At 55.7% G+C, this 21,036-nt stretch carries 22 protein-coding genes and 1 tRNA gene; 14 read left to right on the top strand and 9 right to left on the bottom strand.

What is annotated here, in order from left to right:
- Positions 1–202: 202 nt before the first annotated feature.
- The gene (locus AC6I6N_RS01125) at positions 203–547 is read right to left on the bottom strand and encodes a DMT family protein (RefSeq protein ID WP_094196341.1); all 345 of its coding nucleotides are present in this window, start codon (positions 545–547) and stop codon (positions 203–205) included.
- 115 nt (positions 548–662) lie between these two features.
- Entirely contained in the window at positions 663–797 is a 135-nt protein-coding gene (locus AC6I6N_RS01120; protein ID WP_257790048.1) for a hypothetical protein, read from the bottom strand.
- A 334-nt stretch (positions 798–1,131) separates the two neighbouring features.
- On the opposite strand from AC6I6N_RS01120, the gene AC6I6N_RS01115 reads away from it, so the two are divergent.
- Positions 1,132–1,443, top strand: a complete 312-nt coding sequence (locus tag AC6I6N_RS01115; protein WP_376913135.1) for a LexA family protein — start codon at positions 1,132–1,134, stop codon at positions 1,441–1,443.
- A gap of 36 nt (positions 1,444–1,479) precedes the next feature.
- On the opposite strand, the gene AC6I6N_RS01110 is transcribed toward AC6I6N_RS01115, so the two are convergent.
- Positions 1,480–1,746, bottom strand: coding sequence for a hypothetical protein (locus tag AC6I6N_RS01110; RefSeq protein ID WP_108727262.1), 267 nt, complete (start codon positions 1,744–1,746; stop codon positions 1,480–1,482).
- Positions 1,747–1,793: 47 nt separating this feature from the next.
- On the opposite strand from AC6I6N_RS01110, the gene AC6I6N_RS01105 reads away from it, so the two are divergent.
- Positions 1,794–2,186, top strand: a complete 393-nt coding sequence (locus AC6I6N_RS01105) for a YdcA family protein (RefSeq protein ID WP_497942697.1) — start codon at positions 1,794–1,796, stop codon at positions 2,184–2,186.
- A 346-nt stretch (positions 2,187–2,532) separates the two neighbouring features.
- Positions 2,533–2,611: transfer RNA gene (locus AC6I6N_RS01100), tRNA-Ile, on the top strand.
- Positions 2,612–2,756: 145 nt separating this feature from the next.
- Here the strand turns inward: AC6I6N_RS01100 and AC6I6N_RS01095 are convergent.
- Positions 2,757–3,242 carry a DUF4440 domain-containing protein gene (locus AC6I6N_RS01095; protein WP_321266023.1) on the bottom strand — a complete coding sequence of 162 codons (486 nt, stop codon included), beginning with the start codon at positions 3,240–3,242 and terminating at the stop codon, positions 2,757–2,759.
- A 290-nt stretch (positions 3,243–3,532) separates the two neighbouring features.
- Between AC6I6N_RS01095 and loiP the strand changes: the two genes are divergently transcribed.
- The 7 genes from loiP to nhaA all read left to right on the top strand — a co-directional run bounded on the left by loiP (position 3,533) and on the right by nhaA (position 8,329).
- Positions 3,533–4,291 (top strand): metalloprotease LoiP, encoded by a 759-nt coding sequence (gene loiP / locus AC6I6N_RS01090; protein WP_108727259.1) that lies wholly within the window; start codon positions 3,533–3,535, stop codon positions 4,289–4,291.
- 401 nt (positions 4,292–4,692) lie between these two features.
- Positions 4,693–4,998 carry a YchJ family protein gene (locus AC6I6N_RS01085; protein ID WP_395013465.1) on the top strand — a complete coding sequence of 102 codons (306 nt, stop codon included), beginning with the start codon at positions 4,693–4,695 and terminating at the stop codon, positions 4,996–4,998.
- Entirely contained in the window at positions 4,995–5,465 is a 471-nt protein-coding gene (locus AC6I6N_RS01080) for a GNAT family N-acetyltransferase (RefSeq protein ID WP_108727257.1), read from the top strand. The genes AC6I6N_RS01085 and AC6I6N_RS01080 overlap by 4 nt, the downstream gene beginning before the upstream one ends.
- A 36-nt stretch (positions 5,466–5,501) precedes the next feature.
- Positions 5,502–6,020 (top strand): DedA family protein, encoded by a 519-nt coding sequence (locus AC6I6N_RS01075; RefSeq protein WP_108727256.1) that lies wholly within the window; start codon positions 5,502–5,504, stop codon positions 6,018–6,020.
- Positions 6,021–6,026: 6 nt separating this feature from the next.
- Positions 6,027–6,371: a DMT family transporter gene (locus tag AC6I6N_RS01070; RefSeq protein ID WP_094196252.1), complete on the top strand. Its 345-nt coding sequence runs from the start codon at positions 6,027–6,029 to the stop codon at positions 6,369–6,371.
- Positions 6,372–6,387: 16 nt separating this feature from the next.
- Positions 6,388–6,846 (top strand): D-aminoacyl-tRNA deacylase, encoded by a 459-nt coding sequence (gene dtd, locus AC6I6N_RS01065; protein WP_264672665.1) that lies wholly within the window; start codon positions 6,388–6,390, stop codon positions 6,844–6,846.
- Positions 6,847–6,964: 118 nt separating this feature from the next.
- Entirely contained in the window at positions 6,965–8,329 is a 1,365-nt protein-coding gene (gene nhaA, locus AC6I6N_RS01060; RefSeq protein WP_125277580.1) for a Na+/H+ antiporter NhaA, read from the top strand.
- Positions 8,330–8,378: 49 nt separating this feature from the next.
- Here the strand turns inward: nhaA and cnbZ are convergent, their stop codons facing one another.
- Positions 8,379–9,140, bottom strand: a complete 762-nt coding sequence (cnbZ, locus tag AC6I6N_RS01055; protein WP_094196249.1) for a 2-amino-5-chloromuconate deaminase CnbZ — start codon at positions 9,138–9,140, stop codon at positions 8,379–8,381.
- 379 nt (positions 9,141–9,519) lie between these two features.
- Between cnbZ and mgtE the strand changes: the two genes are divergently transcribed.
- From mgtE to AC6I6N_RS01035, 4 genes are all read left to right on the top strand, one after another.
- Positions 9,520–10,860, top strand: a complete 1,341-nt coding sequence (gene mgtE, locus AC6I6N_RS01050) for a magnesium transporter (RefSeq protein ID WP_497942690.1) — start codon at positions 9,520–9,522, stop codon at positions 10,858–10,860.
- Between the two features lie 199 nt (positions 10,861–11,059).
- Positions 11,060–13,987, top strand: a complete 2,928-nt coding sequence (locus tag AC6I6N_RS01045; protein WP_497942688.1) for an MHYT domain-containing protein — start codon at positions 11,060–11,062, stop codon at positions 13,985–13,987.
- Positions 13,980–14,996: an HD-GYP domain-containing protein gene (locus AC6I6N_RS01040; RefSeq protein WP_108727254.1), complete on the top strand. Its 1,017-nt coding sequence runs from the start codon at positions 13,980–13,982 to the stop codon at positions 14,994–14,996. The genes AC6I6N_RS01045 and AC6I6N_RS01040 overlap by 8 nt, the downstream gene beginning before the upstream one ends.
- 118 nt (positions 14,997–15,114) lie before the next feature.
- Positions 15,115–15,645: a helix-turn-helix domain-containing protein gene (locus AC6I6N_RS01035; RefSeq protein ID WP_094196245.1), complete on the top strand. Its 531-nt coding sequence runs from the start codon at positions 15,115–15,117 to the stop codon at positions 15,643–15,645.
- Positions 15,646–15,654: 9 nt separating this feature from the next.
- Here the strand turns inward: AC6I6N_RS01035 and AC6I6N_RS01030 are convergent, their stop codons facing one another.
- From AC6I6N_RS01030 to AC6I6N_RS01015, 4 genes are all read right to left on the bottom strand, one after another.
- Positions 15,655–16,071 (bottom strand): hypothetical protein, encoded by a 417-nt coding sequence (locus AC6I6N_RS01030; protein WP_230018642.1) that lies wholly within the window; start codon positions 16,069–16,071, stop codon positions 15,655–15,657.
- Between the two features lie 12 nt (positions 16,072–16,083).
- On the bottom strand, positions 16,084–17,199 hold the full coding sequence (locus AC6I6N_RS01025) for an aminotransferase class V-fold PLP-dependent enzyme (RefSeq protein ID WP_238988639.1): 1,116 nt from the start codon (positions 17,197–17,199) through the stop codon (positions 16,084–16,086).
- Positions 17,200–17,214: 15 nt separating this feature from the next.
- Positions 17,215–18,513 carry an MFS transporter gene (locus AC6I6N_RS01020; protein ID WP_094196242.1) on the bottom strand — a complete coding sequence of 433 codons (1,299 nt, stop codon included), beginning with the start codon at positions 18,511–18,513 and terminating at the stop codon, positions 17,215–17,217.
- A gap of 98 nt (positions 18,514–18,611) precedes the next feature.
- Positions 18,612–21,011, bottom strand: a complete 2,400-nt coding sequence (locus AC6I6N_RS01015) for a mechanosensitive ion channel family protein (RefSeq protein ID WP_497942682.1) — start codon at positions 21,009–21,011, stop codon at positions 18,612–18,614.
- Positions 21,012–21,036 lie beyond the last annotated feature (25 nt).

The following is a 21,036-nucleotide window of genomic DNA, read 5'->3' as shown; positions in this document are numbered from 1 at the left end:
ACCTAGTCAACAAGCTTACTCATCCGTAATATGGGAATACCGGATAACATTTTCCACCTCCCTATTTATCCGGCTTCAAGCCTTGCAATATGCGAGGCTTTTTTTTGTCGCCGGGCCGCCCCAAGACAAAAATCCCCCCCGGGGGGCAGCAAGCCAAAGGCGTAGCGAGGGGGCCTTTTTTGTACCGGCAATAAGGTATTCCTTATTTCAGTGGCCCATAAAATATAAAAAATGCCCCGGCACCAATCAGCGTGAAACCGACCAGGTGATTAAGCGTAAAACTCTCTTTTAGATATAGCACCGAGAACACCACAAACACCAGCAAGGTAATCACTTCCTGCATGGTCTTTAACTGGGCCGCACTGTAAACGGTATGCCCCAAACGATTAGCCGGCACTGCCAGGCAATATTCCACCAAGGCAATACCCCAACTGATCAGTACAACTTTCAGCAATGGGCTATTGGGATACTTCAGGTGCCCATACCAGGCAATGGTCATGAACACATTGGAGACGACCAACATCAAGATAGGGAGGATCTTAGCCATTCTGGACACGAAGAAAAAAAGCGACCTGCGCCGCGACCCGGCCAGTGTAGCGTCACATTGGATTAGCGCCTATGAGGATAATCAGGCAGCAAAAAAACGGGGTATCAAGCAACGGTTATCCGTCCACGGTTTTCAGAAAATCCGCCACGATCTGCCCGCGACCACCAGACAACAGAAACTTGTGGTGGGCCGTTTGAGGTAGCAGATGGCCTTGCTCCCGCACGTCCTGATCATCCACAGGATGTTTCAAAGCTTCCGCTTGCGTCGTCTGACTACTCTCCGACGGACCCGTGTACTGAGCATGGGAAGGAAACGACAGCACGCTTGAGAACAAAGTCAGTGCAACGGCCAAGCACATTTTGACCTAAGTGGGCCCAATAACTCGTATTGTTCATCGTTTGAAACCCAACCATAACAGCAGCTATCATCAGCGTCCTGATCACAATAGCGGTGTTGGGCTTGCCTGCTTACCAAGCGCGACACCGTGGCCAGCGTTTAATTTTCGCGTCTACCGCTACTACAAACCAACCTTCATCACACCAGCACTGCACCCTGCCCCTTTTTGAGAGCATTGGCACACGCATCTGTGCCTGTCCGAGCGCTCTTTTGCTCTGCAGATCAAGGGCGACTCCATGTTGCCGGACTTCAAGGAAGGCGACCGAATTATTGTTGATTGCGAGCTCACGCCCCGCCCCGGTGATTATGTCGTCGCCAAAAATAGTGAAGAAGAAGCCACTTTCAAGAAATACCGCCTCCTGTGCATTGATGAAGGCGGGCAAGAAATCTTTGAGCTGGTGCCGCTGAACGAAGACTACCCGTCCATTCGCAGCGACCAGCATGCCATTGAAATTATCGGCACCATGGTGGAACACCGGAAATACTATCGCCGGTCATAAGCCATTGACTGCGCGGCCTACCCGGCGTGGCGCGGCCTAACGCTTTTTCATTTCCTGATCGACCTTCTCCATCCAGGCTTGGTCGCAAGGTACGGGCTCTACAGAAGCTTTCCCGTACAAACGAAAATGGACCACGTTGCACCACTCCTGCGAGCCATAATCGGGACCATGGCCTTGGCCATCTGAAACAGCTAATTGGCGATCCACCTGTTCCAACCATGCTTGGCTGCCAACTGCCTCGGTGGGCGCCATCGTTTGACAAGCGGCTAATAATAAAGCGGGGAAAAGCATTACGATTCGCATGACATCATCCAAAATAAAATAGCTATTACAGCAGAGCACAAAAAGAAATGTATTTTCAACGCTCTTTCTATGGCAAAACCCTCGGGGGTTCAAGCTCGTCCCTGGCGCGTGAGACAAAAATGAAATGCTTGTTCCTGTGCCTGATCATGGCATTGCTACCTCTCGATACGCAGGCACGAAATACCCCCTGTTCAGGCAAAAAAGGGGGTATTTCCCATTGTGAGGGGGAGGTTTTTGTATGCCGTGATGGTTCTGCCAGCGGCAGCAAACGATCTTGCCCCGCGTACATCGGTACAACAGGACGAAGTTTGCCATCGGCTCCACAAACGCTGCAGTCAAACAGCGCTTGCACATGTGCCAGTGGCACCTATTGCACGGGCCCGCGTGGGGGCCGCTATTGCGAAACCAGCACAGGTAGCAAGCGCTATCAACGCAAATAAAAATGCCGGCTGAAGTGCTTGCTTAGCAATTGCCTTTTTTCGCCTGGCCGGGTGGACAGTGGCGCTGTCCATATCCGCCGTGCCCATCTGGATCCACAATGACAGAACCTCTGGGGGTATGAACAGCACAGGCAGAAAGAATGGATGTCAGGGTCAGGGCTAAAAACAGTGTTTTCATCATTATTCTCTGGATTTCAGACGCACCCATTGTCCTCCAAGGATAAACAACAAGGTGCTACCAATCGCGAGCAAATACGGTTGGCTTCCCAGACGCCCCCATCTCTTGCGTTGCGCGCAGCTTCGCTAGGCATAAACACGGACTTTATGTAATAATTGCGGACTTGTTGCCCCTCTAGCTCATGCTTGGTTAGAGCAGCGGACTCATAATCCGTTGGTGCCGTGTTCGACTCACGGGGGGGGCACCATCCCATTCCCCTTGCCAGCGTCGGCCTACACAAATAATGCTAATGCCGAACTTGCTTGTTCTCTGCCGTTTGGCGTCCAGCCAGCAGCAAGCTTAAAACCTGGGTTTGGTGCTATTTGAGCACGTCACCCAGGCTTGAAAAGCGCTTATTTATCAACAGGCGAAAGTGAGGAGTGGTGGCTGACGATGAGCCAGTCCTGGCCGTTCCACTGATACGTATAGGTATAACGCGCGCCTACGTCTTTACCGCTGCTGCCCATATGAAACGTGTACAGGCCCGAGTCCACGGCCATATTGCAGCCCAGGGTGATTTGTCTGTCCGTTACCTTGCCTTGCGGTTTGGCGGCCAGAAAATGTTCAAAGTAGTCTACTTTTTCTGCCGTGCTAACGCGGTTTACTCCAGACAGTGTGGGCAACAGAATCGAACGCTCTGCATAGTTCTTAGCAACAACGTCAGGCTTGCCAGTTTGTAGAGACTGGTTCCAACGTTCAAACAAAGCGGCAACGCCTGACTCATCTATCGGTGCACAGCTCTGTGTCATTTGGGCGCCCGGACCACGTTCGCCCTGGGTGTGAGCCGCACACCCAGCCAGTACCAGTGTTCCCAGCAACACCATGATTTTCTTACTCATTTCCTTGTCTCCCTCTCGTTTTGTGAAGTAAATAGTAACACTGGTACCTAATCATTACATTAGCGTTTACCTCCGAATGGGACTTATCTTCTGGGCGTCCCACGGCAAGCATTCCAGCATAAATATCATCTTGGATTAAAATGCTTTAACCTCGCTTATCGTGCTCGCCTACACCTCTTATCTGCGCGCAAGGGCGGCAGCAATAATTGTTAAATATTGTTTTATATACAGACCCTTCACTGTCGAATCATTAAAATCGCTTCTTTTTTTATAAGTAGAAGGGGAAATCCATGACTTTTCGTATGGGTGCGTTGGCTGCCATGTTGGCCGTCGCTGGCCTGACCGCAGGCTGTCAGACTATGGATGTGGGTGGCTTGGTGGGTGCTGGCAGCAAGGCTGTTCAGGCTTTCAGCTTGTCTGATCAGGAAGTGGTCGCTTTGTCTGATCAATCCTGCAAGCAGATGGACGCTGAAAACAAAGTGGCCAGCGCCAACAGCAAGTACAACAAACGCCTGCAACGTGTCGTGAAACCATTGACGAAACAGTTGAACGGCCAAACACCAAACTTCAAGGTTTACCAGACTCAGGAAGTCAACGCCTGGGCCATGGCTAACGGTTGTATCCGTGTTTACGCCGGTCTGATGGACAAGATGAACGACGACGAGTTGCGCGGCGTGATCGGTCACGAAATGGGTCATGTTGAACTGGGCCACAGCAAGAAAGCCATGCAAACCGCCTACGGTCTGTCCGCCGCTCGTGATGCGGCCGCCGCGACTGGTAACAGTGTGGTGACTCAGTTGAACTCCAGCCAATTGGGCGAGCTGTCCGAAGCATTTCTGAATGCTCAGTTCTCGCAATCGCAAGAGTCCGCTGCTGATGACTACTCCTTTGACCTGCTGACCGAGCGCAAGCTCAAGACGCAAGGCCTGGTCTCTGCCTTTGAAAAATTGGCAGCCTTGGACGGCGGCGAGAGCAGCGTGATGAGCTCGCACCCCGGCTCCAAAGAGCGCGCCCAGCGCATGCAACAGCGTATCGACGCGGCTAAATAAGCCAGTTCGACGTAGCCAAGAGCATGCCTGTGACCCGTCCGCTTTTGCGGGCGGGTTTTTTATGGTGCACACATGGGCGAGCAGCAAGACTTGGACAATCGCAACGTCGCCACCACAAAGGCAAGCAGGAACTTTTCGGCAGTCAGAAATACCAATTACACAGCTTCAGTACTCGTACTAGCTCGAACACCCCAGGCATGAGAAGCCGCCGCCTTGAAAAAGTTACTTTTCGTCGCGGGGGGCCATAAGCCAATACCGGCTTTCAGGTATGCTTGTGCCATTCTTTGGTCTTGGCAGTTACGCTCTTGAAAAAGTATTCCTCTTCAAAACCTTCCTGCCCCTGTGGCAATTCCAACCCCTACGAAGCCTGTTGCGGCCCGTGGCATCAAGGCCCCCAATACTTGCAAGCTCCCGATGCCGTCACGTTGATGCGTTCACGCTACTGCGCGTTTGTACGCGACGATCTGGACTACCTTCTGGCCACTTGGCATTGCTCCACCCGCCCCCATTCACTGGAACCCAATCCACAGGGTTTGCAATGGCTGGGCCTGGACGTGCGACGCCATGAGCGTGTTTCCGACACAGAGGCGATTGTAGAGTTTGTGGCACGCAACCGTTTGCATGGCCGGGCCAATCGTCTGCATGAAATCAGCCGTTTTGTCCTTGAGCAAGGCCAGTGGTTTTACGTGGACGGGGATTTTTCATGAGCCAGCCCAGTAAGCCGGAACAAGTGCAACAGATTCATGGTTCCAGCCTACCCATGGCTTTACTCCTGGAGGCTGACCCCAGCACAAGCCTGATTGAACGCTACAGGGACACGCCGCACGCCTGGTGCATCCGGGATCAGCAACACATTGTGGCCGCCGCGATTTTGCAGCGCAACAATGCCCAGGACTGGGAACTGATGAACATGGCTGTTTTGCCCTCGCATCAAGGTCAGGGACTGGGTCACACGCTGCTGTCAGCCGTGATTGATTATGTGCGCCAACAAGGTGGACAGACCTTGTTTGTCGGCACCGGCACAATAGGCTACCCGCTGTTTTTCTATCAACGCGCCGGTTTTCGGATTGTGGCGATTGAACCCGATTACTTCCTGCACCATTACGACGAAGCGCTGTTTGAGGACGGTTTGCAGCACAAAGACCGCCTGATTCTGAGTTTCCCCCTGAACTAAAGGACAAGCCATGACTGTCCCTTCCTTCTGGTTGATATGCTAAGTACTTTAAGCAATTTTGCCGAACAAGCCACGGCGCTGATCAGCGCGCACCCTCAATGGGTTGCGCCTGCCGTATTTGCGTTGTGCCTGGTTGAGTCTCTGCCCTTTTTGGCGCTCATCATTCCAGGTACCGCTATCCTTTTATCTGTCGGTGCGCTGGTTGGCGCTGGCGAAATGGATTTGCTGCCCGTCTGGCTGGCCGTCACGCTGGGCGCAGGCATCGGCAATGCCATCTCCTTTTATCTGGGCCAGCGCTACGGCGGTAATCTGTTCCATTTCGAATGGGCGCGCAAGCGTTTGCACCTGTATGCAAAAGCACAGGCGTTTTTTGCTCGCTGGGGGTGGTTCAGTATCGTAGCCTGTCGTTTTGTGGGCCCTTTGCGCTCGACGGTTCCATTAATTGCGGGCACCTGCGCCATGTCACCCGTCAGCTTTCATATCTCCTCCTGGGCTTCAGCCGCTTTATGGGCCAGCGTCCTGCTGCTGCCTGGCTGGTTCAGTTTTCAACCTTGATTTCCCATGACTCCTGTAAGCCTGGCCTACCTGCATTTATTCGTCGCGATTATCTTCGAGATCATTGCCACCAGCTTGTTGCAACGCTCTGAGCAGTTCACCCTTGTCGTACCCAGCGTATTGACTGTGCTGTTTTATGCAGGCGCGTTTTATTTTTTGTCGCTTAGCCTGCGCGTCATGCCTGTTGGCGTGGCGTATGCCATCTGGAGTGGTGTCGGCATTGTGCTGATTTCGCTGATCGGCTGGGTGCTTTTCAAGCAGAAACTGGATTTGGCCGCTATGATCGGTATCGCCTTTATTGTGGTGGGCGTACTGATTGTGAATCTGTTCTCCAAAGCTGTCGGCCACTGATCTTCGTGAACTATCTATGATTGCCTTGATTCAACGGGTACGTCAGGCCCAAGTCGATATTGAAAACCAAACCGTTGCAAAGATTGGGGCTGGCATGGCCGTGCTGGTCTGTGCTGAACACGGTGATACCAGCGAGCAAGCCAGACGTTTGCTGGACAAGCTATTAGCCCTGCGCATTTTTTCCGATCAACAGGGCAAGATGAATCTGAACCTGTTGCAAGCGGGTGGCCAGCTTTTGCTGGTCAGCCAATTTACCTTGGCTGCAGACACGCGCAAGGGTAATCGCCCCGGTTTCAGCCGTGCGGCGCCCCCTGCCCTTAGCCAACCCCTGTTTGATGAACTGGTGTCCATGGCCCGCACCCGCCTTCCTGATACACAGTGCGGCGTGTTTGGTGCCGATATGCAATTGAGTCTGACCAACGATGGCCCAGTCACTATTCCCCTGCATATCACTCCTGACACTGCCTCAAGCTGACGTTTGCCTTAAAGAAACTCCCTCCCTATAATTGCGCAGGGTGTTTTGCTGGCATGGTGCAGCAGGGCAGGTTAAACATATACGCAAGGTCGGGCCGCCTTGTGGAGATTTGCCGACCATGTCCCACCCCTCCTCCGGTACGCCCTTACCGCGTGCCCATGTCGTAACCCGCCAGCTTCAAGCGCAATTACAGCGGCTTTTGCATATCGAAGCCCTGGGCGGGGTTGTCTTATTGCTAGCCGCTACCGTGGCTTTGATCTGGGCCAACTCCTCATTTTCCGATAGCTATTCAGCCCTCTGGCACACACAAGTGACTTTGGAGCTGGGCCCATGGCGTTTCTCGCAAGATCTGCATTTTTGGGTCAACGACATTTTGATGACCCTGTTTTTCCTGGTTGTCGGGATGGAGATTCGTCGCGAGATCCATGACGGGGCCCTGTCTGATTGGCGCTCGGCCATGCTGCCTATCTGTGCCGCCCTGGCTGCCATTACCCTGCCCGCGCTGATCTATGCGGCCATGAACCCCGATCCAAAAGTGTTGATGGGCTGGGCCATTCCTACGGCTACCGATATTGCGTTTGCCGTTGGCGTATTAGCGTTGCTGGGCCGTTCCCTGCCCCCCAGCTTGCGGATATTTTTGCTGGCACTGGCCATTATTGATGACCTGATTGCCATCCTAATCATCGCCTTCTTTTACTCTGGCGGACTGGACTACAGCGCCTTTCTAATTGCCGGTGTTGGCATTGTGGCTGTTCTGGGTCTGCAAAAAATGGGCATCGGTTCGGCTTGGGCCTACGTCGTTCCCGGCGCCATTCTATGGTTTGGCATGCTCAAAACCGGTGCTCACCCGACCTTGGCCGGTGTGGTCCTGGGCATGATGAGCCCGGTACGTGCCCTGCCCCTGCCACGCAAGGCACGACACCTGAATCTGGAGCTGGCCACCAAGCTGGAAAGCCAGCACGATACCCATGAAATCATGTATACCCTGCAAAAAATGCAGTTAGCCCAGCGTGAAATCCTGCCTCCGGTCCAGCGCATTCCCGCGTTGCTGCACCCATGGGTGGCATTTATCATCATGCCTGTGTTTGCCCTGGCCAATGCCGGGGTCAGCCTCAATGGTCTGGACCTGAATGCCGCCGGCGCGCAAAGTGCCCTGTTTGGCGTGGCTATTGCCTTGATTGTGGGTAAACCCTTGGGGGTCTTGCTAGGCACCTGGCTACCCGTGCGCCTGGGCCTGTGCACCCTGCCGGCTGGCATGAATTGGTCCGGTGTCGCCTTGATCGGTTTGCTGGCTGGTATCGGCTTTACCATGTCCATCTTTGTCGCAAACCTGGCCTTTGCCGAGGCTGTTTTGCTGGATGCGGCCAAGTTGGGCGTACTCTGCGGCTCCCTGGCATCGGCCATCCTGGGGTTGGTATGGGGCTTGATCGTACGCCGTCGCTATCAACGCTCTGCGTCTGAAGCGGCGTATAGCCAAGCATAAAAAAACAGGCCCACGCAAGCGTGGGCCTGTTTTTTTAAGGGTGAATCAATTAATCAATGGTCAGCACACGCTCGTTCAAGATACGACGGCAATCCATTTCATACTCCAGATCCTTCACGGGAGGGCGAGCCAGATGCCAGCCCAGACCATGGCTAATCGCCCCGCGCCTGGCCAACTCACTGGCCATAAAGGGGTGCACATTATGCACGGTGTAAGCATGGGTGGCCGTGGTATCGGCCCACTCATGGCCCAGCACTTCCAGACGACGCTCCATTTCATCCAGGACCCATTGGGCTTTCTTAAGTAGGCCATCAGGCGATACATCCCGATAAGCCACAATGCTTTCAATATCGTCATCGGGGGTTTCGGGCACTTCGCAACTGCCCGCGATCACAAAGGTGGCTTCTTCAATATCGGTTTCCACCGTATAGCTGAAGGCGTAAAAGCTAGGCTCGGCAGGCGCACCGACCAAAGGCGACACATTGCTGCGCGCGACCGGATTGTGTTTGCCTTTGATCAGGCCCCACTCTTTCAGCGTTTCCAGGTACAGCTCATTGAATTTGTTGAAGTCGCTGTCGCTGACTGGCTCGGGGGAGCGCAACTCGCAAGCGCACAAGGCCGTCAAAGGACGCTCTTCCGCTTCCAGCACGGCTTGAATCAGGTCAAAGCCTTCTTTCAGTGGCACGGGAGCCGAAAACACGACCCGGCAGATCTCGTAACCGGGCTGAGCGGCCACCCCGCCCGAAAAGCGGGTCACGCCGGTCGGAATGAAGCGGTAGTTGCCTTGGTCAAAATTAATCGCATTGCTCATGGTTGTTCCTGATCGTGTAGTGGGCCTGGGCCCGCCTGGGTCGAGTCGCCGCCAACGCGGCAAAGCGGGCACTATAGCACCCTCTGAGCCATCTCAAGTTCGATGCATGGGCGCAAACGCCACCTTAACCGCACAAATCATTTATCCGCACCTCATCGCAATCATTTTGACTTCCCGCGCAGACCTCCCTACGATGGCGATATTCTTCACCACGCTGATTGTCTGCTTGGGATAGCACTGAGCGGTTCTATGGGTAAATCATGGATCGATTCACAGACATACTTCACCCCTTCCATCAGCCCTTCCCCAAAAAAAATACTCGCCTGACGTTTCCCACGCCAGACCATTTTCTGTACTTGCGCGTCCACTGGAGTACTGCATGTCCCTGCCCCCCTCAACTGATTTACTAGGCCCTCAGACCCCTGTTGCCGACATTGCTCTGGCCCTGAACGAGCTGGAACGGCGCCCGGCCCTGCAAGCTGCCCAAGAGCTGGATAACCAGCGCTTACAAGCCTTGCTGGAGATACCGGAGCTGCGTTGGGCCAGTGCCATTGTGTTGGAGCTAAGCAGCCCCGAGCGCATGCCGGTGCTGGAAACACTGGCCGAAGACCGTATGGCCGACTTGCTACAGGATCTGGACCACGAGGACCAAGAGCAGATTCTGAGCCGCCTGAGCCAAGCTACCCGCACCTCCATCATGCGACTGATGCACTATCCGGCCGATACCGCCGGCGGCATCATGACCACCGAGTTTCTACAAGTGCCCATGAGCTGGAACGTCGCCCAGACCCTGCAGCATATCCGCGAAGTAGAAAGCACTCGCGAGACGGTCTACGCCATCTATGTCGTTAACGACAAACAGCAACTGCAATTTGTCGTGCCCTTGCGCAAACTGGTGTGCGCCGACCCGCAAGCCGCCTTGACTGAACTGTGGAGTGGCGACAGTCCTATCGCCGTGCAGGCGCTGACCGATAAAGAAGCCGTTGCCCAACTGATACGCCGTCACGACTTTCTGGCCATCCCGGTCGTGGACGAGACCCAGGCCATCATCGGCATTGTGACGGTGGACGACGTCATTGACGCCCTCATGGACGAGGCCGCGGAGGACATGAACCGCTTCGGGGGGGCCGAACATATTGGCAAACCTTATTTGCAGGCCGGCTTTAGCACCATGATCCGCAAACGGGGCGGCTGGCTGGCCATTCTGTTTTTGGGTGAAATGCTGACTGCCAGTGCCATGCAGTATTACGAGATACAACTGGAAAAAGCTGTGGTCCTGGCCATGTTCATTCCCTTGATCATGAGCTCGGGCGGTAACTCCGGCTCGCAGGCCACGTCCCTGCTGATTCGCGGTCTGGCCCTGGGCGAAGTCCGGGTACAGGACTGGTGGCGTGTGTTACTACGCGAACTGCCGGTGGGCCTGGTACTGGGCACCATGCTGGGGGCGATTGGCTTTGTCCGTATTGAAGTCTGGCAGCACCTGGGGCTATACGACTACGGCGAACATTCCTTACTGATCGGTTTGACGATCTGGATGGCCTTGGTCGGGATTGTCACCTTCGGATCCTGCATCGGCTCTATGCTGCCCTTCATTTTGCAACGCGTCGGTTTTGACCCGGCCAGTGCCTCGGCACCGTTGGTGGCCACTTTGGTGGACGTGCTCGGTTTGGTCATTTATTTCTCCGTCGCTGCACTGCTATTGACCGGAACATTGCTCTAGTTATGAATGTTTTTGTTCAATCCATACAAAAAATTGCACAGTGAGAGACAAACTCGGTAACCTATCCGAGTTTCAGCGTTACATTCCCTCTCATTTGCAGAGGGAGCCAAACTTATTTTGCGTAATTTGGCCCCGTGGGCCACTTCGAACATGAGCACCTATGCGGATACTCGACCAGTTCTTCATCAGTGCAGACCAAATGGCTCCCTTTTTAGTTGGCAGCTATAACAGTGGACTGGTCATCCTGTCCCTGCTGGTTGCCATCTTCTCTTCGGGCATGGCCTTGCAAACGGCCCATATTGCCCGCATGGCGGATTTAAGGCTGCATCGTCAGATCGCCATTTGCACGGGTGCCATTGCCTTGGGCGGCGGCATCTGGACCATGCACTTTATTGGCATGCTGGCCTTTGAACTCTGTACCAGCGTGCATTACGACCCGGCCATCACCATGCTGTCGGTTCTGCCCAGCGTAGGGGCATCCTGGGTAGCGCTGCAAATCCTCTCGCAAGCCCGAGTCCAGCGTTCGCATCTGATCATGGGCGGCATCTTGGTGGGTCTGGGCATTGGCACCATGCACTACAGCGGCATGGCTGCCATGCGTATGGCGCCGGCGTTGCGCTATGAACCTGTTACCTTCTTCTTGTCGATTGTGCTGGCGGTAGTACTGGCCACCGTGGCCTTGTGGATACGCTTTCGCCTGCATCGCACCCGTCTGACCTTGCTGCAGCGTGTGGTGATCAGCGGCATTGTGCTGGGCTTGGCCATCTCCGGCATGCACTACACCGGCATGGCCGCTGCCCGTTTCATTGGCCAGACCACGCCCCCCGATGACATGATCATCTTCAACAGCACCTTTGCGTCCATGGTGCTCTCCACGTTCACCATTACCGTGACCGTGCTGGTAACCGCGGCCAATGGTCTGCTGCGCTATCGCCAACTGTTTTTGAAGATGGAGGAAAGTGAATCGCACAACCGGGCCATTGTGGATACGGCGATTGACGGCATTATTACCATCAACAGCAACGGGACCATTCTGGATTTCAACCATTCGGCAGAACGCCTGTTTGGATGGAAAGCCGGGGAGGTGCTCGGTCGCAATGTGAATATGCTGATGCCCGAGCCAGACCGCTCGCGCCATGACAGCTATCTGTCCAATTACTTGCGCAGTAATGACCCCAAAATCATTGGCGTCGGTCGGGATGTGACCGGACTGCGTAAAGATGGCAGCTTGATGCCGATGCGCTTGGCCGTCGGCAAGGTTCGCCAGCCCGGTGAGCCGCTGTTTGTCGGCTTTGTCACGGATATGAGCCGCTATAACGCGCTGACCGAATCCTTGCGTCAAAGCGCCGAAAAAGCCGAGCAGGCCGCTCAGGCCAAGAGTGCCTTTCTGGCCAATATGAGCCATGAAATCCGCACCCCATTGAACGCGATTATTGGTTTTAGTGACTTGATGCTGAACGGTCAGCTCAATGCACAACAGAACAAGCACCTGAGCATCATCAATCAGTCCGCCCGCTCTTTGCTGGCCTTGCTCAACGATATTTTGGACACGACCAAGCTGGAGCGTGGCTCGGTAGAGCTGGAGCAGGTCGACTTTCCCCTGCTTGACTTGTGCAAGCAGATTGAGGCCTCGCTGCGTTTGGCTGCGGATGCCAAGAGCCTGGAATTCCGTCTGAATTATGCGCCCGAGCTGCGTCTCTTTTATAAAGGAGACCCCTTGCGTATTCAGCAGGTGCTGAACAACCTGATCGGCAATGCCATCAAGTTCACGCAAAGCGGCGCAGTACACGTCGATGTGACCCCTGAGCCCGGGCGCAATGCCGTCTGCATCCGCGTCACCGATACGGGTATCGGCATGACCCCCGATCAGTTGCGTGATGTCTTTACCCCCTTTACGCAGGCCGATGTGTCCATCAGCCGCCGCTTTGGTGGTACGGGCCTGGGTGTGTCCATTGCCCGCCAGTTGGTCGACCTGATGGGCGGCACGCTGGAAGTCCAAAGTACCTTGGGCGTGGGCAGTGTATTCGAGGTCCGCATTCCACTGGAGCCCGGTCAAGAGCCCAGCATGAGCCCGGAGGATGATCACCTGCCCAAACTGCCTGCGCTGCGCATCCTCGTGGCCGATGACGTCAGCCTGAATCAGGAACTGTTGACTCTGGCCCTGGAGCAGCACGGACATTCTGTTGTGGCAGCCGATAATGGCCACAAGGTGTTGGAGCTGCTCTCCAAGGAAGACTTTGATGTGGCTTTGCTCGATGTGCATATGCCCGAGCTGGACGGCCTGGAAACCGCCCGCCGCTGGCGCGAACAGGAACGCCGCGAAGCACGCCTGCCCTTGCCTTTGATTGCGCTGACCGCCAGCGTCATGGAGTGCGATCGCCGCGCCACCGAAGAAGCCGGGATGGACGGTTTTGCCACCAAACCGCTGAACCTACCCGCTTTGTTGCAGGAAATTGCACGGGTCATGGGTTTAACCCCCGCCGTCCCCAAAGAGCATCACGCCGAACCACAACACAGCAGCCTGATCGATTGGGAAACGGGCGTGAGCCTGTGGGGCTCGCCCGTACGTCTGCGCCGCGCCCTGCTCAGTTTCCTATCAGACCTGCAGACCCGTTACCCGCTTGATGAAATCAAGCAAGCCTCACCGAACTGGGAAGTGGTGCTGAGCAGCTTGCACGGCATTCGCGGCACCTCGGGCAATCTGGGCCTGCCACAGGTTTGTGCACTCAGCGCCGAACTGGAAGAAAAAGTTCGTCATGGCCAGACGCGCCAAATGCGTGGCCGCATTGCGCAACTGCAGGAAATGTTCAGTCGCATCGCCCACGAATTAAGCCAGGATGGCGCCCCAGCATCCTCTTCTGAGCCACAGCACGTCGTGGTTCCCCCCACCGATCTCGTCTTGAACCATCTTCATACCCTGCATAACAGCGTCTTGCTCAATGAGCTTGATGAGCCTTCTTTACAGGTGATTTGCCAGTATCTGGAAAGCACAGGGCAAACCGATACCCTGAATAATCTCAATAAAACTATCGACGTATTCGACTTCGTTCAGGCCAGCATCATCTTGTCTGCGTTAATCAAAGACCTGGATGCCAGCTTGGCTGAAGATACGCCACGCCATGAATGAATTCACCGCGCCACGCCCTACCCTTTTGCTGGTCGATGACGAACCGGCCAACCTTCAGATTCTGCGCCATACCCTACAACAGGATTTCCGTCTGCTCTTTGCCAAAGATGGCTTCAAGGCGCTGGAGCTGGCCCAGCGGGACCTGCCCGACCTGATCCTGCTGGACATCATGATGCCGCAGCTCTCGGGCTATGAGGTCTGTCGAGCCTTAAAAGCGGACCTTAACACCCGCCACATCCCTATCATTTTTGTAACAGCACTCTCGCAACCGAACGACGAGCAAATGGGTCTGGGCATGGGGGCGGTAGACTACATCTCCAAACCCTTTAATCCGGCGATCCTGCAAGCGCGCATACGCAACCACCTGTCTTTGGTGCAAATACAGGAACTGCGCGACAGTCGCCTGCAGATTATCCGATGCCTGGGCACCGCTGCCGAATACAAAGACAACGAGGTTGGCCGTCACGTTATCCGCATGAGCCACTACACTCGCATTCTGGCTCACTGGCTGGGCTACTCCAGCGAAGCGGCCGACGAGTTGCTGCATGCAGCCCCCATGCACGATATTGGCAAAATCGGTATCCCGGACTACATCCTGCAAAAGCCAGGCAAGCTGTCCGCTGAAGAATGGGAAATCATGCGTACGCACACCTTGATTGGTGCACGCATTATTGGCCAACATTCCCACGGCCTGCTGAAACTGGCACGCACCATCGCGCTGTATCACCACGAGAAATGGGATGGCAGCGGCTACCCCTACGGCTTAAAGGGTGAAGATATCCCTCTGCCTGCCCGCATTGTGGCGGTGGCCGATGTATTTGATGCGCTCGCCAGTGAGCGGCCTTACAAAAAGGCCTGGAGTGTGGAGAGCTGTATTAACTATTTACGTGAGCAATCAGGCCTGCACTTTGATCCGCAACTGGTTGCCCTGCTGGACAAATGCTTGCCCGAAATGCTGCATATCAAAGAAAAATGGGCGGATGACGCACACCCGCTGACAAAGACCTAGCCCCACCAAACAGTCCCGCCCCCATCTTCTGCAACCCGACTGTCAGACTGGCCCGCCCCCCGCATCCCGGCAGCCTTGTCTTACAATAAGGGCTTTCCCACCTACTGCCCGATCCTACATGGCCGCTTTGCGTATTCGCCAAGTCCGACTTCATAAAAAGCTGTCTCTGCGCAAGCTGGCCGAGCTTGCCCAAGTCTCCCCCGGCCTGATCAGCCAGGTGGAACGCGGGCTGACTCAACCCAGCCTGGACACCTTGCGCCAAATCGCGCGAGCACTGGATACCCCCTTGTTTTCCTTGCTGGATGACAATGTGGAGCAAGTGGCGGTGGTGCGCCAGAATCAGCGCATGAGCATTCAATCGGCCTCGGGCGTGCAGTACCAACGGGTGTCGCCAGGCTTTGGCAGCATCGAAATGCTGGCGGGCTTTTTGCCGCCGGGAGGAAGCTCAGTCGGGCAGCGCTGGAGCCACCCTGCCGAAGAGTGTGTGCTGGTCACCGAAGGCCAGCTACTGGTCGATGTCGGGGATGATCAACACTGTTTGCAAACGGGCGATAGCTGTTATTTCAACTCCAGCCTGCCTCATGCCTACCGCAACCCTTACGACAAGGATGTGCGTTTTATTGTGGCGATCACCCCACCCAGCTACTAAGTGCCAGAATTAGACGGCGCTGTGCAACTGGGCCTGAATCAGATCCAGCTCCGTCTCATGACAGCGCTGCAAGCGTAGCCAACGGTTTTCATCCATATCTGCACTACGCGTGGCCAGCATGATCAAAATGCAAGAATCCTCATCCAGCGGTTGCACCATGGCACTGATACGCGGCATACGTTGCGTAGCGTTGCCTACCCAATAGCGAATCAGCCCTTGTTCGATCAAAATCTCGACGCTGACGTGGGTTTGGCCACCGTCAAACAGGGACGTCCCCACGACCAGCCCCGGCTCCACGGTTCGTGTGTCAAAGCAGCCTAGGGACCAACGCCCCAAGGCATTCAGATCTGCCATAAAGTCCATGACCTGCGAAGCCGGACGTTCAATGCGGCGACTGGCCTGATGAGCCCACCTTAAACTATCCATTCCCCTTCCCCCTTACCAAGCTGTCTGCAAGGTGTCGCACAAGCGCAGCACATCCTGCTCGGTACAGACATTGCCAGGCGACAGACGCAAGACACCGTCGCGCTGGTCACAATACAGCTCCTGCTCGCGCAACAGATCAACCAGGGCCTGGGCACGCTGGGCACTACTGGCACGCAACATAATGCTGCCGCCGCGCTCATTCTCAGCTAATGGCGTCAGCACCGGCCAATTAGCCTTGGCAGCACGATCCAGCAAGACAGCCGTCAATGCCCGGTTTTGCTCCAGCAGGTTTTCCACGCCGCTTGCCAGCACAAAGCGCATACCGGGCAAGGATGCAATGCTGCCCAAAACAGCCGGGGTGCCATGGTCAAAACGACGCGCACCCTGGGCATAACTGAACTGGTCCAGATTCCAGTTAAAGGGATTTTCCTGACTGAACCAGCCGCGAAACTCAGGCTCGCACTGCTCGATCAAATCCGCACGCACATGCAACAGACTGGCCCCCGACACACCGCAGGCCCACTTCAAGGAAGCAGACAAGGTAAAAGCCACACCTTCATGCACGGTAAACGGCACCAGACCGGCCGCTTGCGTCAAGTCCAGCGCCATCAGGCTGCCATGTTCCGTAGCACACTGCGCCATACGATCCACATCCACCCGATGCGAGGAGGTTGAGCTGACCCACGTCACCAAGGCCACCCCCACACTGTCATCCCAGGCCTTGATGAAATCATCGTCCGTCACATAGGACAGACCGGCGCTCAAAGGCACGGTACGCAAGGTAAACCCCAAACGCAGAGCCAGCTTTTGCAGCAGGAAATGCAGGCTGGGAAAGCAATCGGCCGCCACCAGCACAGTACGTCCTTTCAGCACGTGCGCGGGCAAGGAGCCCAGAATGCTGTACAGGCCACCAGTGACGTTTTCACTAAGCGCAACATCCTTGGAGTCAGCGCCAATCAATGTGGCCCAGGCATCCATGAAAGCCTGTTTTTGGCCCAAGGCGTAGCCCCACTGCGCATCATCCGGTGCCGACCAGACCTGACTGAACTGATCCAGCTCGGCACGCATGGCGGCTTCCTTGCCCTCGAACATGCCTATGGAGTGATAAAGAAAATATCCGGACATCATTCACTTCCTTGAAAATCAATCGGCCAGCTGACGGCCAGAGGTTTCCTGCACCGTGCTCAAGGCCACAATGCCGATCAGCGCCACCACCATCACGTAAAAGGCAGGTGCCATGCTGGAACCGGTCAGACCCGTCAACCAGGATGCGACAAAAGGTGCCGTCGCCCCGCCCAGAATAGTGGCGATGTTAAAGCCCAAGGACACGCCGCTGTAGCGCACTCGTGTAGGAAACAATTCGGCATACAGGGGGTAACCCACGGCCTGGACCACAATGAACGGAAGAATGGACACGGCCACCGCAATGACGGCCAGCGGGAAGCTGCCCCAGGAAGCAACCCACATGGTCAGCGGCACCAATATCAGATAGCCCAGCAAACCAATCGTCAGCAAGGGCTTGCGGCCGAAACGGTCAGACAGGCCGCCAGCAAAAGGCATGATGAAGGCCGAGCACAAGGTGACCAGCGAAATCAGCCAGAACACCGCCGTGCCGTCGTACTTCAGAGTGTGAATCAAGTGAGTGCTTAAATAGACCACGCCCACATAGCCTGCCGCATTCTGGGCAAAACCAATCGCAATAACCTGCAACAGAGGACGACGGTAATCACGCACAATCAAGGACAAAGGCGAGTGCTCGGGATGATGGCTCTTGAGCATTTCCTTAAAGCGTGGCGAATCCTCAATACGCGAACGAGCCCAGACGCACAGAATGATCAAGGGGATGGACAGCAGAAAAGGAATGCGCCAGCCCCAATCCAGCATGGCCTGCTTGCCGACCAGCGCCGTCACCAAACCGGCAACGCCCGTTGCCAATGACAAGCCCAAGGTGGCCGCTGCCGGGTTGAATGCCCCAAAAAAACCGCGTTTGCCGGGGGGCGAGCATTCCGCCACATAGGTGGCCGCGCCGGTAATTTCGCCACCTGCAAAAAAACCCTGCAACAAACGGCACAGCAGCAACAAGGCCGGTGCAGCCAGCCCCAAGGTCGCGTAGGTCGGCAACATGCCCATTAAGGCACTGGCCACCCCGATCCCCACAATGGTGAACATCAAGGCAGCGGTGCGGCCATGCTTGTCACCGAACCAGCCAAAGAAAATCCCGCCCAAAGGGCGGGCCAGAAAGGCGCCGCCAAATACGGCCAGTGTGGACAGCAAGGCCGCGCTGTCATTACCAGTGTGGAAAAACAGGACGCTTAACGTTACCGCCAAGACGCCATACAGCTGGAAATCGTAGTATTCGATCATTGTGCCCAAACCAGCAGCACTGGCAGCACGCCAGGGCGATACGGCTGCCTCGCCCTGAGAGGACTGTTTCTTGCTCATGTCTCATCCATCCTGTTGCGCATCACGCGCTTTTCTGTTTAGTGTGGCTAAACAAATTATACGGATGAATATTTCAGCTTTCAATCACTGGGAAAACCCTAAAGGTCTTCGTCCTCGGCTTTGTCCTTGTCCATGGCTTCCTGCACCCAGCGTTGCGCCGGATGCAAGCTGATACCCTGCTGCCGCAGACGGCGCAAGATATCCAGCATCAGGTTGCTGCGCACCCGGCGATGCACCCGCATGCTATTGATGAAACAACGCGTACTGAACGCGACGCCATCACCAAAAATCCCGTCACACGTCAAGATAGGGGCAGGCTCATCCAGAATTTCCGGCTCGGCCAGCACCGCATCGCGCAAAATCTGCATGACCAGATCGGCATCTACATCCAGCGGGAATAACAGGCGGGACTCAATCGCCCCCAAAGAGGTCGGCGTGTACGTCAGGTTGCGTACCTGCCGGCCCATCATCTGGGCGTTGGGGACCATCACCATGGTGCGATCAAACCGCTCCACATAGGTCGCTCGCAAACGGATCTGGCGCACATTGCCTTCACTGCCCTCTACCTCCACCCAATCTCCCACTTTGACGGGACGCTCCACCATCAGCATCAAACCGGAAGCAATGTTCTGCACAATACCCCGCAAGCCAAAACCCACCCCCACCGTCAAAGCCGTAAAAATCCAGGTAACGGACTCAATCGGCACACCCAGCATGGATAAGCAGATCACCAACAAAACGAAGTAAGCGACATAGCCCACCATGCCGACGATGGCATTTTGCAGGCCGGGTTCCAGAGTGGTGTTGGGCATGTAGCTCTGACGTAACCAGGTACGCAGAAAGTGGATCAGTACCGCCCCCACCAGCATCACGCCCAAGGCAATCAGCCACAAGTCCAAACGCCACTGCACGGCCCCCAAGCGCAAGGCCTCACGCGAGACATCCAGGCCCGACTCCAGCATCTGTTTGGGTTCAGTCAGCCAATCCCCGCTGACCATCCAGATGGCCAGACCCAAAACAGTCATACGGGCGATAGCAAAAAACACAATAATGAACTGACTTTGCACGCGAATCGGCGCTGCATCCGGATCGTGGCTGCGATGACGCAAATACGCCAGCAAAGAGTCCGCCATGTCCTGCAACCACACCATCCCCACGTAGGCCAGCAAGCCCAGGAGCAAGGGCATGGTCATGAAATGCGACATCAAGTCATCCGACAGGCCTTGCCAGCCTGCGATGAACAAGCCCAACACCAGGGTGTACACGAGGACACCGCCTTTAAAGGCCAAACGCGCCCAACTGCGACCTGTTCTGCCTGCCCCCTGCCCCGAAGCGTCCGTACGGCTGAACAGCTCGTCACGCAAAACCCACAAACCATAGCCGTACAGGATCAGATACAGCAGGCTGCTCACACCGTCAGCCAGCGACTGAAATGCATCCGAGACACCTATCGATCCTCGGAAAAAACCACTTATGACGTCCGCGTAGACGACCAGAAAGAAAGCGGGCGCAAAGTAACGCAGTCGACGTTGAGTCTGCGTGGACACAGGGATCAAACGCCAGGAAGCCCGAGGCTGCAGCACTATACCCTTGATACAGGCTAGCGCCACGGCCGCCACCCATGCACCCACTTTCAAGTAAGCCAGGAGCTCCAACTGGGTTTGAGCAAGATCTGGCCGCTGAAACACCCGTTCAATCAACTGATCCACCACCACCCAGATGGCGATAAACCATAAGAAAAAATTGGCGATGGTCAGGCTGGAGCGACGCAAACGCCCAGTTGGCAGATAACGGCTTACCCAAACTGGCATGCCGCGAAACAATACCAGCATCAACAACACAACAGCGGCCGCCATCCACAATGAAGCACTGCTTTGCCGCCAACTGCTGTTGCTCCACGTTTCACGCCATTGCTGAGCAAAGTCGGACAGTTTCTGGCGGTCTGCAGGCCAGGCCTGGCCCAACTCGGGCAGGCTTTCCAGCAACATCAGGGAGGAATCGCGTTGCCAGCGCTTGGCGTGCTCGTAACGCTCGGTCGCCTCTCGCAATAGTTGGCGGGTCTGCTGCGCTTCCAGCTGTACCAGGCGCGCTACGCGCAAATCAGCGCGCAAGGCCGCATCAGCCCGTCGTAACTGCATTCGCTCGTTATGAAGCGTAACTTGATCCGCCTCATCCCCCGCGTCCTCACCCAACTCTTGCAAACGGGCTCGCAACAGGCGGCTGCGGCGCTCCAAGGACTGCACCGTCCGGCCAGACAGCTCCAGCGCCTGCAACAGTTTCTGATCTTGCTCGTAAGCACGCTCCGGTTGTATCGAGATCTTGTTGTCGTCCAGACGGTACTGCATCAGGCGGATTTCGTCCTGAGTCCGCTGCAGATCGCGCATCATTTGACGCTCTTGCTCGACCTCGGACAAGGTTTGTGCCTGTGCGCTTGCCCAGGCCCCTATCAGGCTCAGGCACAAGAGCAAGACCTGTACACCTAGTCGTAGCGGCTTCATGGTTTCCGTCTCCCTGGACCCTGCC

It is taken from the genome of Alcaligenes sp. LTN-3 (genome assembly GCF_059735605.1).
Note: the sequence above shows the minus strand (reverse complement) of the source record. Positions and strands in the feature narration are given on the sequence as shown.